Origin of the sequence: Alkaliphilus metalliredigens QYMF (assembly GCF_000016985.1) — a bacterium.
Lineage (GTDB): Bacteria > Bacillota > Clostridia > Peptostreptococcales > Natronincolaceae > Alkaliphilus_A > Alkaliphilus_A metalliredigens.
Map to the genome: position 1 here is coordinate 628,377 of NC_009633.1, position 15,534 is coordinate 643,910.

13 protein-coding genes are annotated in these 15,534 nt (G+C 39.0%); all 13 read left to right on the top strand.

The window, feature by feature from the left end; translation table 11 throughout:
* Positions 1-26: 26 nt before the first annotated feature.
* The 13 genes from AMET_RS02990 to AMET_RS03050 all read left to right on the top strand — a co-directional run bounded on the left by AMET_RS02990 (position 27) and on the right by AMET_RS03050 (position 15,266).
* Positions 27-308, top strand: a complete 282-nt coding sequence (locus tag AMET_RS02990; protein WP_011971730.1) for a type II toxin-antitoxin system prevent-host-death family antitoxin — start codon at positions 27-29, stop codon at positions 306-308.
* Entirely contained in the window at positions 298-615 is a 318-nt protein-coding gene (locus AMET_RS02995) for a type II toxin-antitoxin system RelE/ParE family toxin (RefSeq protein WP_011971731.1), read from the top strand. The genes AMET_RS02990 and AMET_RS02995 overlap by 11 nt, the downstream gene beginning before the upstream one ends.
* Before the next feature lie 300 nt (positions 616-915).
* The gene (locus tag AMET_RS03000; protein ID WP_011971732.1) at positions 916-1,500 is read left to right on the top strand and encodes a TetR/AcrR family transcriptional regulator; all 585 of its coding nucleotides are present in this window, start codon (positions 916-918) and stop codon (positions 1,498-1,500) included.
* 5 nt (positions 1,501-1,505) lie between these two features.
* Entirely contained in the window at positions 1,506-2,216 is a 711-nt protein-coding gene (locus AMET_RS03005; protein ID WP_011971733.1) for an ABC transporter ATP-binding protein, read from the top strand.
* Positions 2,216-4,573: an ABC transporter permease gene (locus AMET_RS03010; protein WP_011971734.1), complete on the top strand. Its 2,358-nt coding sequence runs from the start codon at positions 2,216-2,218 to the stop codon at positions 4,571-4,573. The genes AMET_RS03005 and AMET_RS03010 overlap by 1 nt, the downstream gene beginning before the upstream one ends.
* A gap of 42 nt (positions 4,574-4,615) precedes the next feature.
* Entirely contained in the window at positions 4,616-5,848 is a 1,233-nt protein-coding gene (locus tag AMET_RS03015; RefSeq protein WP_011971735.1) for an efflux RND transporter periplasmic adaptor subunit, read from the top strand.
* Positions 5,849-5,914: 66 nt separating this feature from the next.
* Positions 5,915-7,276, top strand: a complete 1,362-nt coding sequence (locus tag AMET_RS03020) for a B12-binding domain-containing radical SAM protein (RefSeq protein ID WP_011971736.1) — start codon at positions 5,915-5,917, stop codon at positions 7,274-7,276.
* 124 nt (positions 7,277-7,400) lie between these two features.
* Positions 7,401-9,284: an ABC transporter substrate-binding protein gene (locus AMET_RS24090; protein ID WP_011971737.1), complete on the top strand. Its 1,884-nt coding sequence runs from the start codon at positions 7,401-7,403 to the stop codon at positions 9,282-9,284.
* Positions 9,271-10,056 (top strand): Na-translocating system protein MpsC family protein, encoded by a 786-nt coding sequence (locus AMET_RS03030; RefSeq protein ID WP_011971738.1) that lies wholly within the window; start codon positions 9,271-9,273, stop codon positions 10,054-10,056. The genes AMET_RS24090 and AMET_RS03030 overlap by 14 nt, the downstream gene beginning before the upstream one ends.
* Before the next feature lie 313 nt (positions 10,057-10,369).
* Positions 10,370-11,725: a uracil-xanthine permease family protein gene (locus tag AMET_RS03035; RefSeq protein ID WP_011971739.1), complete on the top strand. Its 1,356-nt coding sequence runs from the start codon at positions 10,370-10,372 to the stop codon at positions 11,723-11,725.
* A gap of 2 nt (positions 11,726-11,727) precedes the next feature.
* Positions 11,728-12,531, top strand: coding sequence for an FAD binding domain-containing protein (locus AMET_RS03040; protein WP_011971740.1), 804 nt, complete (start codon positions 11,728-11,730; stop codon positions 12,529-12,531).
* On the top strand, positions 12,521-12,988 hold the full coding sequence (locus tag AMET_RS03045; RefSeq protein WP_011971741.1) for a (2Fe-2S)-binding protein: 468 nt from the start codon (positions 12,521-12,523) through the stop codon (positions 12,986-12,988). Before AMET_RS03040 ends, AMET_RS03045 begins: the two co-directional genes overlap by 11 nt.
* Complete coding sequence (locus AMET_RS03050) at positions 12,972-15,266, top strand: xanthine dehydrogenase family protein molybdopterin-binding subunit (protein ID WP_011971742.1); 2,295 nt, start codon at positions 12,972-12,974, stop codon at positions 15,264-15,266. The genes AMET_RS03045 and AMET_RS03050 overlap by 17 nt, the downstream gene beginning before the upstream one ends.
* The last annotated feature ends 268 nt before the right edge of the window (positions 15,267-15,534 follow it).

Genomic DNA, 15,534 nt, shown 5'->3' on the forward strand with positions numbered 1-15,534 from the left:
TAATGCTACGAAACGAGGTGATCGGGATGATGAATATCAAACCCTCTGCGGCAATTCGAAAAAACTACAATGAGATTTCTGAGTTGTGCAAACGGTCGGGAGAACCAGTATATCTGACTAAAAACGGAGAAGGAGATCTGGTGGTAATGGATATTGAAGCCTTTGCCAGACGAGAAAGCATGCTGCTCCTTAGAGAAAATTTGATTGCTTCGGAGGAAGGCAGGTTGAGTGGCAAAAAAGGCTATTCCATTGACGAAGTGTCCAATATGATGAAGGACGCTGTCAAGGAGGTATTGGATGGACAATGAAGGTAAGTTATATAAAGTGATTATCTCCGATGAGGCGGCTCAGATGCTGGTATCTCATTCTCGCTTTCTTACACAGGTCAGTGAAACAGCAGCCCTGCAACTCATTGCCGAGTTTAATAAAAAAGCAAAGTCCCTGGAGAGATTTCCAGAGCGAAACCCATGGCTTTTCGACCTACTGGTACCATCAGGCAAATACCGCAGGCTCTTGATGGCGAAGCGATATCTGCTGGTTTATCAGGTGAAGGAGAGCACCGTATATGTAGATGCCGTGGTGGATTGCAGGCAGGATTATGGCTGGTTGCTATAGACAAGTAAGCTGAATAAAACTCTTAGCATTATTGGCTGAGAGCTTTATTCAGTTTATTTTTGATGATTTTTAAGAATGATTTTACAGAAAATTTCATAAATTTATTGTTTTTGTTCGTTCCTTCCTAAACAGATAAAGGGGTATAACAGACAGGTCCCTGTCCCTGCGTCTGTTGAAAAATAGTTAAATTTACCAATACATAGTTGATTAATATTAGAAAAGAGCGTATAATAAAATTGTACTGAAAAGGTATAAAAGTACAAAGCGTACTACTTATGGTATCGGTAAGGAGATGAAAAAATGGCAAGTCAAAGTGAAATCAAATACAATCGACTAGTAGAGAAAGCTGAGATGCTGTTTATACAATTCGGATATAAGGCAGTATCAGTAGATGAAATTTCAGAAGCTGCGGGGATCAGCAAAATGACCATCTATAAATACTTTGATTCTAAGGAAACACTTTTTATAGAAGTCATGCTACTCTTGATGGATAGACAATATAATCTAATAGAAGCAAAGCTTAATGACATATCAGGAACCCTGGAAAAAATAAACTTTATGATGAATTACAGTCTGGAGGGAGCAAAAGATTATTCTCTTGCATTATACAAGGATATTATGAACATCCCTCATATTACAGAAAGACTGATAGCAGTGAAGAATGAAAAAAATAAAGTGTTATTTGAAAGTATGATTAGGGAAGGAATGGAAAAAGGAGAAGTTAAAAGAGGTGATGTTGTTTTTATGGCTGATATGATCATTATGATGATCGAAGCATTTGGCCAACGACATTTTTATAAAATAAATAATAGGGAAGATCTAGAGGGGTTGACCAAGAGTTTATTTGACTTTCTAAAATATGGCCTCTTAGGGGGAGGAGCGTAATTAAAATGGAAAGCAATGTGTTGATGAAGGTAGAAAATGTAAATAAGATTTATGAAATGGGTGAAGTCAAGGTAGCAGCAGTAAAGGAAATAGACCTTGAATTATATCAAGGGGAATTTGTGGTGATACTGGGTCCCAGTGGCTCGGGAAAAAGTACCTTGTTAAATATTTTAGGTGGGATGGACCTGCCAACCCAGGGAAAGGTCTTCATGGAAGGCCAAGAGATTACCGATTACAATGATCGAAAGCTAACCAACTATCGTAGAGAGAAAATTGGTTTTGTTTTTCAATTTTACAACCTGATGGCCAATTTAACCGCCAGGGAAAATGTAGAGCTGGCCACAGAAATCTGCAAAAATGCACTGAATATTGATGAGGTACTGGAGGCAATTGGATTAGGAGAGCGAAAGGAACATTTTCCAGCTCAAATGAGTGGTGGTGAGCAACAAAGGGTTGCAATTGCCAGGGCAGTGGCCAAGAACCCTGCTTTATTACTCTGTGATGAACCAACTGGGGCCCTAGATTTTGAGACAGGTATTAAAATACTATCCTTGTTGAAAAAGATTAATCAAGATTATAATAAAACAGTGGTGATTATTACCCATAACATGCCTATCGGGGAAATGGCAGATCGGGTCATTAAAATGCGAAGCGGTGAAATCATTGAAGTAAAGGTGAATGACAATCCAATCCATCCTGAAGGGATTGAGTGGTAATGAAGAAGCTAGATGTAAGATTACTAAGAATGATCAAAAACACCAAGGGGCAGTTTATTTCCATTGTTGTGGTCATCATTTTAGCATTAACCATCTACGGGTCCTTCAATATGATGGCGGATAATATGGGAAATACCATCTCTCATTATTATGAAATCACAAATTTTGGGGATGTTTTTGTTGAAGTCGTACGAATACCAAGGGCGGCTATTGATCAACTGACCACCATTGAAGGAGTTGAGGTGGCCCAGGGGAGAGTCACTGCCGATGTTCCCTTGCGAGTTGAAGATCCCAATGAGAAAGTGAATGTTCGAATCGTATCCCTACCAAGGGAGGATTATCGGATTAATGAGCTTTATACAATAGAGGGAAGAGAAATGCAGGAGGATGTCAGAACAACAGTGGTACTGGAGCAATTTTCCGAGGCAAGGGGGATTCAGCTAGGAGATCAAATCACACCCTATATTGCAGGGCGAGAATATCCTCTAGAAATGATCGGTATTGTAGGGAGCCCAGAGTATATTTATTTAATGGAAAATCAACAGAGCCTACTGCCGACCCCTGAAAGATTTGGTGTTATCTATGTGACAGAGGAGTTTGCTCAATCGGTTTTGGGTTTTCAAGGAAGTTATAATGAAGTCATGATTAAAATAGAGGATGAGCACTTAGATCGAATTGATAGCATTACGGATGAAATTGAAGATCAATTGGATCGCTATGGTGTAAGGAGGACAATCAAAAGAGAAGACCAGCTCAGCAACTCAATGATGATGGAGGAAGTTTCACAATTAGACCAGATGGCGACTTCAGTGCCTTTATTATTTCTCGTGGTGGCAGCGGTGATTATTAATATCATGCTATCTAGAATTGTGAAAAATGATCGAATGGCCATTGGGGTGATGAAGGCCTTAGGATATGGCAATTTTAATATTATGGGACATTATGTCAAGTATGCATTGGCCATTGGACTGGTAGGAGCGGTCATCGGGATTATCTTTAGTGTATTTCTATCCCAGGCATTTACGAATCTTTATATTCAATTTTTTAATATTCCCCTACTACAGATGGATGTTTATTATATTTATGTTCTATATGGACTCATCCTCACCAGTGTCTTTTGTATTGTCTCAGGGTTGATAGGGGCCAGAAGTGTCTTGAGAATTCTACCTGCTGATTCAATGAAACCAGAAGCACCGAAGGCAGGAGGTCGAATCCTATTAGAAAAAGTCAAATTTATTTGGAACAGAATTTCCTTTAGCTGGAAAATGGTCATTAGAAACATATTGAGAAATAAAAAAAGAGGCATTTTTTTAGTACTGGGAATCGCCTTAACCTTCGGTATCACAATGCTACCGATATTTATGACAAGTGTTTGGGGAAACTTGTTCACCATACATTATGGAGAGTTCCAAACCATGGAATACAATGTTGACTTTGCCCATCCAATGAATGACAACGCCATTCGGGAACTACAGCAAATCATTGATGTAGATCATATCGAGCCCAAGATCGAGATTCCCTTTGAGCTGAGAAATGGATGGAGAAAGCAAGTTGTCAGTGTCATCGCAGTCCCAAGGGATACTAGATTTTATCATTTTACAAGTCCATCGAAACAGTCCATTAATCTAGATACCAGGGGAATGATTATAACGGAAGGCATTGCCAGAAGCCTTGGAGCCCAAATAGGTGATGAGATATTGCTTAAAAGCTTTATGCCTGACCAAGAGGATCAGTTGATTAGGGTAAGTGGGATCACCCAACAATTACTAGGGAGTAATGGGTACATGGATATTGAAACCATGAATGATGTACTAGGTGAGAGAGGCATAATCACTGGGGCCTTAATTGATTCACAGGATGATGTATCCTTGAAGCTTCAAGATGTTAAAAACATTAGTCTGGTACAATCCGTAGAGGACATGAAAAACAGCTTCGAAGAATTTATGGAGATGATGATTTATTCCGTGAGTATCCTAATGCTATTTGGAGGGATTTTAGGGTTCGCCATTGTTTATAACACAACAATTATTAGCATTAGCGAACGTATAATGGAGTTCTCTTCATTGAGGGTATTGGGATTTGAAAAAAATGAAATATATAAGATGATTAGTAGAGAGAACGCTGTCATGACGGTGCTTGGAATTGCCGTGGGTGTGCCAGTGGGATACGGGATGTGCTATGGGATTGTTTCTGCCTTTGAAACAGATCTGTATAAGATCCCACTCATTATTACACCAAGTAGCTATGTTTTTGCAGCCATGATGACGGCCTTCTTCGTGGCCATTGCGCAGCTGGCTACCATCAGAAAAATCTATAAAATGAATTTTATTGATGCATTAAAAAATAGAATTTCTTAAAATAAAAAGGATTTTATTCTATAGAGTAAGGGTGGGATGAAAATGAAGAAAAAAATAATTGGTGCCATTATCATTGTGATTGTTTTGGGAGCAGCAGCATTTTTCATGATGAATCGAGGCATCGTTGTGGAAGTGGAGATGGCAGCTGTAACCCAAGGCAATATAGCAAAATATGTTGAAGAATTGGGCGTTGTCAAGACAAAAAATCAAGCAAGTGTTTATGCAGATACAGCCGGGCGTGTAACCGATGTATTGGTAAAAGAAGGGGAGCAAGTTAATACAGGGGATGTGTTGGTTAGATTGGATTCCCAGCAACTCTCCAGACAAAAAAGAGAACTAGAAGCTCAAAGGTTGGGGATCATTGCCCAATATAATGAAGCCACACAATCAATTGATGAAAAAGAAATTGAAAAGCTAGAGCTGGAGATAGAAGTCATTGAAAGAAGAATAAAAGAAGCAAAAAGAGTTGTGGAAAATAATAAGAGATTGTATGAAGCAGGGGCCATTAGCTATGAGGAATATAACATTACAGTTACAAGTCTTGAAGCTGAACAAAGTAATTTAGAGGGGGTACAGTTAGATTTAGAACTGATCAAAAAGCCTATTTCTGAAAATATCAGTGCTCAATATGAAGCCCAGCTACGCCAGCTTGATATCCAAATGGAAGCACTGGAAAGCCAAAGTGGAGATTTTGTCATCACAGCTCATATGAGTGGAACTGTACTGATGAAGGCTGTAGAAAAGGGCAGCTATGTACAACCAGGAGTCCCCCTACTAGAGATTGGCGATACAGAGATACTTTATATAGAAAGTGATCTTTTGATCGGAGATATTGCCAATGTTGAAGTGGGTGCACCGGTGATTATATCTAATAAAGATTTAAGGATTATTGATTTACAAGGAACCGTCACAAAAATTCACCCCCAAGCCTTCAGCAGTGTATCAGACCTAGGAATCGAACAGAAACGAATTAAGGTAGATATTGAATTTGAAGGATCTGTGGCTATTTTAAGACCAGGCTACGATCTGGATGTGAACATTATTATTGAAAGCAAGGAAAATGTGTTGCTTATACCAGAAAATGCGATATTTCAGCAGGCAGGAAGGGACTTTGTCTTTGTGAATGTTAATGAACAAGCAATACTCAGGGAAATTGAAAAGGGAATTGAGAGTCAAAGACGGGTAGAAATTGTCAGTGGATTACAAAAAGGTGATCAGGTGATCGTTTCACCTAGTGGCGAGTTAGAAGAGGGAGTCCAAATTAAATCAAAATAAAGATAAAATCATGAAAACAATGCCCGTGGTCTAGCCCGGGCATCGTTTTTTAGTGAGGTGAGATGCATGAAAGTGCTTTTGGTAAGACCCGCTAGAATCAAACAAGCAGTGACCCTGGGAGAGTTTATGTATAGTGAGCCCATTGGACTTGAAATGGTATATGCCATGTTGGAGAATCAACATCATGTGGAGATTGTTGATATGATGTCAGAAAAAATTACATTGGAGGATAAATTAAAGGCGTTTCAACCAGAGGTAGTTGGGATTACATCCCTCTGTATAGATGTGTTTGCAGTCAGAGCCTTAGCAGAAGCTGTGAAAAAGTATGATCCTAGTATCATTACAATGGTTGGCGGAACTCAAAGCTTTCTTAATCCTGAAGCTTTTTTTACAGAGACAATCGATCATGTCATGAAATATACCAACACTGAAAATATGACAACATTGTTTGGTTATTTACAGAGAGGAGAACAACCTCCCATCATCCATGGAATCTGTAGTGGTGTGAATGATTTCAAAACCACAGATAAATGTGGAATGAACCAATATGTTCATCCCAATAGGAAGGCCACAGCTAAATACCGAAGACAATATTCTTATTTTGGATATAGGCCCTGTGCCATCATGGGAACATCCCAGGGCTGTTCCAAGACCTGTAGCTTTTGTTTAAGATGGAGAATAGAAGGGGCTACAGAAAGATATTTGCCCATGGATTTTGTAAAAGAAGAAATTCGAAGCATTGAAGAAGATAATATTATGGTTTTTGATAATGATTTTTTGCATAATGGGGATAGGATCGAAGAACTTTGCAATTTTTTACAAGAAGAGGGAATCCATAAGAATTTTATTTGCTATGCCAGTGTCAATAGTATTTTGAGCAATAAAGAAGTGATTAAGAGGTTTACAAAGCTAGGCTTAAGCACTGTATTAGTGGGTTATGAAACATTTAAGGAAGAGGAGCTAAAAAAATATCAAAAGAAATCAAGTACCGATGACAACCTAAATGCCAGTCAGTTTTTAAAAGAGATAGGACTAGATGTATGGGCATCCTTCATGATCCATCCCGATTGGAGTGTAGCGGATTTTAAGGAATTTAGAAGGTATTTAAAGAAGTTAAATCCTGAAATATCAACATTTTCTCCCCTGACACCCTTTCCCAATCTGCCTTTATACAATGAGTACAAGGATAGGCTTCTGATTCAGAAGGAAGAATATGAAAAGTGGAGCTTTGGACAAGTTACCATCAATCCTTCAAAAATGAGTCTAAGAAAATATTATTACGAGATATTAAAAACGATTCTATATGTAAATTTAGTCAGAAACAATATCCTATATATGATCAGTAGGTTTGGCATCACAAGCATTTTGAGACTTTTTAAAGGTTCGATCAAAGCATTTATAAAATATATACAGCTGATGATGCAGTAAAAATTACCTGTGAATTAAATGACGTTTTATGAAGGAAATGAGGCTTATTTGCAGAAAAAGAGTATAGAATAGAAAAGAGTTTAGCACAGGAAGAACGAATGAGAAATATTTAGGGGATGTGCAAATGAATAAAAATAAGACATATATTGTTGTGATCATCATCATGATTCTATACATCTTTCCCATAGATAGAGTGCAGGGATTGGATGAGGCTGTATTGCAGCTACGATGGGATCATCAGTTTCAGTTTGCAGGTTATTATACAGCCCTATGGAATGGCTATTATGAGGAAGAAGGATTGGAGGTAGAGATACGCTCTGCCTTTACAGAAGAGGGAGATGTGCTGCAGGCCACACAGGAGGTAGCAGAAGGTGATGCGGATTTTGGTGTGGGAGCCGTAGACATTCTGATCGCCAATGATGAAGGATTGGATTTGGCGGTGCTGGCATCTATATTCCAACGAAGTGCAGTGGAATTTTTTATGAAGGAAGAGACTCCCTTTAGTACCATGGCAGATTTAGTGAATTTGCAGGTGGCAAGAAGAAAAGATGATTTGATGGATATTGAGCTACAGGCCATGCTGATGGCGGAAGGAATTGATCCTAAACAATTGAAGTTATATGAACACCGAGGGAATTTCGCTATAGAAGATTTAGGTGATGATGGTTTTGACATGGTACCAATATATTTGAGAAATATTCTGACTTACCCTGAGGAGGAAGGGGTGCAATTAAAATCAATCAGGCCAATAGATTATGGCATCGATTTTTATGGAGATAGTCTTTTTACAAGGGGCAGTCTGGCCAAAGAAAATCCTGACAAAGTAGAAGCATTCAAAAGAGCCAGCCTAAAGGGCTGGGAATATGCATTGGAAAACCCTGAAGAAATAATTGAAAAGATGGTTGTAGCCTTTCCACCACAGGAAAAAACAGAGAAAGAATTTAGAGCCTTTAATGTATTTCAAGCTAGGGAGGTTCTGGAGCTTACCCTTCATCCCGTGGTTGAGATTGGAAATATCAACCCACATCGATGGTGGGGCACCCAGGAAGTATTAAAAAAATTAAATCTAGTTTCTGGTGATCTAGATAGAGAGAATTTTATATTTAGCTATGACAGAATATTGCAACAACAGGCAGAGCGAAAAGAGAAATTTCTACAAATATTTTCTTTAATAAGTGTAGTGATCCTTTTGATTGTGCTGATTATCTATTTAACGGCCAAAAGTACCATTAGAAAGTTAGAGAAAATGTTTCAGCGGGAATGGGAGGAAAATAAAAGAAAAGAGGGAATTATTATCTATCAAGCAAGATTAGCTGCCATGGGGGAAATGATTGCTAATATAGCCCACCAATGGCGACAACCGCTGAATAATCTAGGCTTGATTCTTAATAATATAGAGGATGCCTATCACTATGAGGAGTTAACAAAGAAAAGTCTAGAGGAGGATATAGAGCGCTCTAGGAGATTGATTCACAAAATGTCAGAGACCATTGATGACTTTAGAAATTTTTCCAATCCTAACACAAAAAAAGATGAATTTTCAATACATGAAAACATCATGATGGTGTTAGACCTAATGGAAGAAAGAATAAAGCTTCACCATATTGAGGTGGTTTTTAAAGATATTTCTACAAAGAAGGCCTATGGATATAGTAATCAATTTGCCCAAGGGATTTTTAATGTGATCAGCAATTCAATAGACGCATTAATAGACGAAAAAGGTGGAAAAAGACAAATTTTTATTGGTATTTATGAACAAGGCAATGATGTGATTACAGAAATAGAAGATACTGGTGGGGGAATCAGTGAGGCCATAGCAGATAAAGTATTTGATCTCTACTTTACCACCAAAGAAGACACACAGGGAACGGGATTGGGATTGTATATGACTAAGGTGATTATAGAGAAAAATTTAAAGGGAAGCCTTCATTGGAAAAATACAGACAGAGGGGTTAAAATGATGATCAGGATACCTTGTAAGGGGGTGGATGGAAATGTCACAGACTGAGAAGAATAGTGTGCTCTATCATTTAAAGGTACTCTACGTAGAGGATGAACCTGATACCAGAGAGGAAATGACAAAGTTTCTAAAGAGGCGGGTTGGAAAGCTCTATGTTGCAAAAAATGGACTGGAGGGCATAGCCGCATTCGACCAAAATCAGCCACATATTGTTGTAACTGATTTGAAGATGCCGGTTATGGATGGCCTAGAGATGATCAAGGCCATTAGAAACAGGGAGCATCAACCTGCCATTATCATTACCTCAGCCCTTTCAGATAGTGAGACAATACTGGCGGCAGTGGATATCGGGATTGTGAAATATGTCGTTAAACCCATTCATCCTAAGGAGCTTATGATGAGCATGGAATCCATTGGTAAGGAAATATTAAGCCATCAAATTGACATAGGAGATGTAAACCATATTTGGCTAGGAGATAAAGAAAAAAAAGCAGAGCTAGAGAAAAGAATAAAAAGTGAATTGGCTCATTTTATAAAAAAATATAGTGGGAGGGGGCCAAAGGATCTTCAGGTTTTTATAGAGGGAAATCACATACAGGTCAATATATTCGAATCCCTAACAGCCTTTGAACTTCAGCTGATTGCTAATAATAGAAACCATAGCTTAGTGGAGTATAATCGGAAATTATTTTATATGGAAGGATCCAGCAAAATAGAGAAGGCCCTGACGCTTATTATTGGGATGCCTGTTACATTAAAAGAAGTATATTGTGATTGCAGGAAAAAAATTGACGAGATAACGTTTTCAATCTCTACTTGAAGTTAATCTAAAAATACGTTATAATATTATCAAAGTATTATCGAAAGATTGTGAATTTTAGATGGAATTTAATCCTCAGCAAATTTATATTAAACCCAAGATGAAATGAAGTGCTACAGGAGATCCCAGATCCCATAGGTAGGCTCCTTTGGTAAAAGATTGTAATATTATAAAACTGCATATATGTTGATAATGAGTAAAGATAACGAATTTTGTTAGGCTTTAAAGGATCAGCACTGAAGAAGGAAAACTTCTTTTGTGCTGATCTTTTTTATTGATAAGAAACAAAAAAATTCATGGGGGCGATTATTGTATGGTTGAAAATTCGAGTAAAAGTAGGTCTGTATTTAATGTAGATGGAGTTCCTTCTTTGGGGAAAGCGGCACCTCTAGGGCTTCAGCATGTCTTGGCCATGATTGTAGGAAATGTCACACCAGCCATTATTATTGCAGGGGTTGTTGGACTGAATTCACCAGACCGAACATTATTGGTACAAATGGCTATGTTTATCGCAGGGATCGCGACACTCATACAACTGTATCCCATAGGGAGAGTTGGATCTAGACTGCCGATTATAATGGGTGTTAGTTTTGCTTATGTACCTTCTATGATTGCTATAGGAGCACAGCATGGTATTGCAGGGATTTTTGGAGCTCAGCTGGTAGGTGGATTAGTTGCAATCGTAGTGGGTATATTTATCAAACCAATCAGAAAATATTTTCCACCTCTTGTTGCAGGAACCGTTGTATTTACCATTGGACTCTCTCTTTATCCCATCGCCATTAACTATATGGCTGGGGGAGTAGGAGCAGCAACCTATGGATCTTTTACCAATTGGGGGATTGCGTTGATCACCCTTACTGTGGTATTATTCTGTAATCAATTTGCAAAGGGTTATTTCAAATTAGCATCGATATTAGTTGGTATTATTGTGGGGTATGTGATTGCTATTATGATAGGAATTGTTAATTTCACGCCAGTTGCGGAAGCTGCATGGATAGCTATTCCAAGACCATTGCACTTTGGAATTGAATTTTACCCATCGGCTATTATTACCATGGTGATTATGTATATCGTCAATTCTGTTCAAGCTGTGGGGGACTTATCTGCCACAACCATGGGGGGCATGGGTAGAGAGGTAACGGACGAAGAACTGTCAGGGGGCATTATAGGTAATGGGGTATCCAGTGTGGTTGCATCCTTCTTTGGAGGACTACCTACTGCAACCTATAGCCAAAACGTTGGTATTGTAGCCATGACAAAGGTAGTGAGCAGATTTGTATTGGCCCTGGCTGCAGGATTAATTTTAATTGGTGGATTTGTTCCTAAATTCGGAGCCATCATGACCACCATTCCCCAAAGTGTATTGGGAGGGGCTACCATTACGGTCTTTGCCATCATCACCATGACGGGGATTAAGTTGATTATTCAAGATGAATTATCCGGTAGGAATGTGACCATCGTTGGATTAGCTGTAGCCCTTGGTATGGGGATTACAACAGTTCCACAATCACTGGAATTATTTCCAGATTGGGTTATGATGGTATTTGGTAGTTCTCCAGTGGTCATTGCCACTGTTGTTGTATTTACTTTAAATATCATACTACCTAAAAAATCCTTAGCCGATGAAAAAGCGGAAAGAGAAGAGATGGAAATGAAGGAGGGATAAAGTTGATTGACATAAAAAATTATGTCGTCCCTAAAAGCATAGATGAAGCATATGAAGTCTTAGCTTCCAATAGATTAGCAATGCTATTGGGAGGGGGCGCCTTTATTAGGATGGGAAATAAGAGAACGAACTATATGATAGATCTTTCAAAATGTAATATTGAGGGAATCATAGAAACGGAAACAGATATTGAAATAGGCGCCATGACTACATTTGGAGAGATGGAAAGATCTGATGTACTAAAAAAACATTTTAATGACTTACTAGCATGTTCTGTTAAGGAAATCGTAGGGGTACAGCTTAGAAATATTGTAACAGTTGGAGGCACCGTTTATTCTAGATATGGTTTTTCTGATTTGATTACAGGGTTATTGGCTCTAGATACCTATGTGAATCTCCATAAAGGAGGCCTCATTCCCTTGGAGACGTTTTTAATAAAAGGTCCTGAAAGCAAGGATATACTTAAAAGCGTCCTCATTAAAAAAGACAACAGAAAAGCTGCCTTTAAAGCCATGAGAAACTCAAAGGGAGACTATGCCATTTTAAATGCTGCTGTATCAAAGGTAGGAAATGATATTAAAATCGCTGTAGGAGCAAGACCTGGAAGAGCTACATTAGCATATGAAACCATGGCATATCTCAAGGAAAATGGAATCTCAACAGAGAGTTTACCCCATGCCTTGGATCTTTTAACTAAAGAAATGAACTTTGGAACCAATGGAAGAGGAAGCCAAGCCTATAGAGAAAAAATCTGTAGGGTATTGGTGAAGAATGGACTGGAGGAGGTGGGTTTTCATGAAGATTAATGTCAAAATTAATGATGAAAATACATCCTTTGAAATTAGTCCCGATGAATACTTAGTGGAGACCCTAAGGAAAAATGGCTATATAGGAGTCAGACAGGGCTGTGATACTGGAACCTGTGGTGTCTGTACCATTCATGTAGATGGAAAGGCTGTGTTATCCTGTGTACTGCTGTCCGCAAAGGTAGATGGCTCTGAAATTACCACCATAGAAGGTGTGCAGGAGAAAGCAAAGGTAATTGGAAAACATTTAGTTGATGAAGGTGTGGACCAATGTGGATACTGTAGTAGCGGGACCATCATGAGTATTTTGTATTTGGAAAAGTGCATTGAAAATCCTACAGACGAAGAAATCCTTCACTATTTAAATGGTAATTTATGCAGATGCACAGGATATGTTGGACAACTAAGGGCGATCAAAAAGTACTTTGGAGGGAGATTACATGAAAATCGTAAATAGTAGCATACCTAAAATAGATGGCATGAGTTTAGTCACAGGGAAGCCTGCTTATACTGATGATCTCGCTCCTAAGGATGCATTGGTGGTAAAGGTATTGAGAAGTCCCCACGCCTTTGCAAAAATCACAGACATTAATACTGCCATTGCTGAAAAGGTGCCTGGGGTAGCCTGTATTTTTACCTACAAGAATGTCATCAGAAAGGCCTTTACAAGGGCGGGACAATGCTATCCAGAGCTAGCACCCTATGATAAATTTTTATTGGATGAATATGTGAGGCATGTGGGCGATGATGTGGCCATTATTGCAGCTAAAGATGAAAAAACAGCCACAAAGGCCATGAAATTAATTAAAGTAAAATATGATGTACTACAACCCATATTAAATCTGGAGAAAGCAGAAGAAAGTGCCCCAGTCCATCCAGAGGAAGATATTTATACTAACTTAGAGGTGGGCTTTGACCGAGAAAAAAATACCGTGGCAAAGGTGGCATTTGAACTAGGAGATCTCGAAAATGCTTTAGAGGAAAGTGACGTCATCATAGAAAGAACCTATCGTACCCAAGCCCAAGCCCAAGGGATGATGGAAAGCCAAGCAAGCTATAGTTATTTAGATAATTACAATAGGCTAGTGGTGGTGTCTTCAACCCAAATCCCCTTTCATGTAAGACGGATTTTAGCACAGGCATTAGACATTCCCGCCAGTAAAATTAGAGTGGTCAAACCTCGAATAGGAGGAGGCTTTGGGTCGAAACAAACAGCTCAATCGGAATTTTACCCAGCCCTTGTCACCTTGAAAACTGGAAAACCTGCAAAAATTGTCTATAGTAGAAGAGAGGTTTTTAGAGGTACCAATTCAAGACATGCCATGACATTTACAATCAAAATAGGAGCCAGTCAATCAGGAAAGATCAAGGCAATTGATATGAATGGTTTGTGGGATACAGGGGCCTATGGAGAACATGCCCTAACCACCCTTGGATCAGCAGGTAAAAAGGTATTAACCCTATACAATAAAGTAGATGCCTGTCGCTTTTCAGGAAAGGCCTTTTATACAAACCATGTTCCTGGGGGCGCATTCAGGGGATTTGGTGTGACCCAGGGGATTTTTGTTTTGGAATCAGCGGTAAATGAGTTGGCCCATGAGCTTAAGATGGACCCTGTGAAATTAAGAGAAATCAATATGATCAAAAAAGGGGAAACAACCCGCTTATACAATATGGTGACAAAGGGTGCAGGAGATGCCCCCATGTATATGGACAGCTGTTTACTAGAGGAATGTGTAACAAGAGGAAAGCAGTTGATAGACTGGGATCATAAATATCCTAGGACAGAGCGTAGTGCCACAAAGGTAAGGGGAGTGGGAATGGCCATTTCACAACAGGGCTCAGGTCTTCCCAATATTGATATGGCTGCTGCCACCTTGAAACTCAATGATGATGGATTTTTTACTTTATTTTTAGGGGCATCTGATATAGGTACCGGTAGTGATACGATCTTGACACAAATAGCCGCTGAAGCCCTAGGGGTGGATATGGATAAAATTGTAACCTATACATCGGATACGGATTTAACACCCTTTGACAGTGGGGCCTATGCCTCTAGTACCACCTATACAACTGGGAATGCAATCATCGATGCGGCAGAAAAGATGATTCAACTGATCATCGCTACTGGAGCTAAGTACTTTGAGACCCAAGAAGAAAATATCCTATTTGATGGGACTAAAATTACATGTCAGGATAGTGGAGAAGAAATTACATTGGCGTCATTTTCGCAGAAAATCACCTATAGCATGATACATGAGCAATTATCCGTAACGGGCTCCTATGTGCCTAAAAAGGCAGCCCCCCCTTATATGGCTGGATTTGCTGAGGTTGAAGTAGATCTTGAAACCGGAAAGGTAGAAGTCATTGACTTTGTTGGTGTGGTGGATTGTGGTACTCCCATTAATCCAAATTTAGCCAGGATACAGGTGGAGGGTGGCATCGTTCAAGGAATTGGTTTTGCCCTTTATGAAGAAGTTAATTATACCAAGGAAGGAAGACTTATGAATGATACCTTCATGGAATATAAGATGCCCACTAGAAGGGATATCCAAAATATACAGGTGGAATTAGTTGCGGGATATGATGAAACGGGACCCTATGGAGCTAAATCCATAGGAGAAGTGGTCATCAATACAGTTGCACCGGCCATCACTGATGCAATCTATAATGCCTGTGGCGTTAGAATCAAAGAATTACCGGCTACACCAGAAAAAGTATTAATGCAGCTATAAGAGGCGACGTGGTGTGTGTGGCCAGGTTACGCAGATGTCACACCTGCTGTTAGGTGACAGGTTATAGAATGACAGATTAAAACGATGGAAAACCCTTTGGAGAAAAATCATACTCTGAAGGGTTTTTACTATTTTGAAAGTATTTAACTAGGATTGTTTTAGTGTATTATGGATGGCTAGAATATGACAATATATTACATTAATAAGCAAAATATCTACTTTCATTTAGTGCAAAGGTCCTCAATCTACAAAAATATACAAAAAAAAG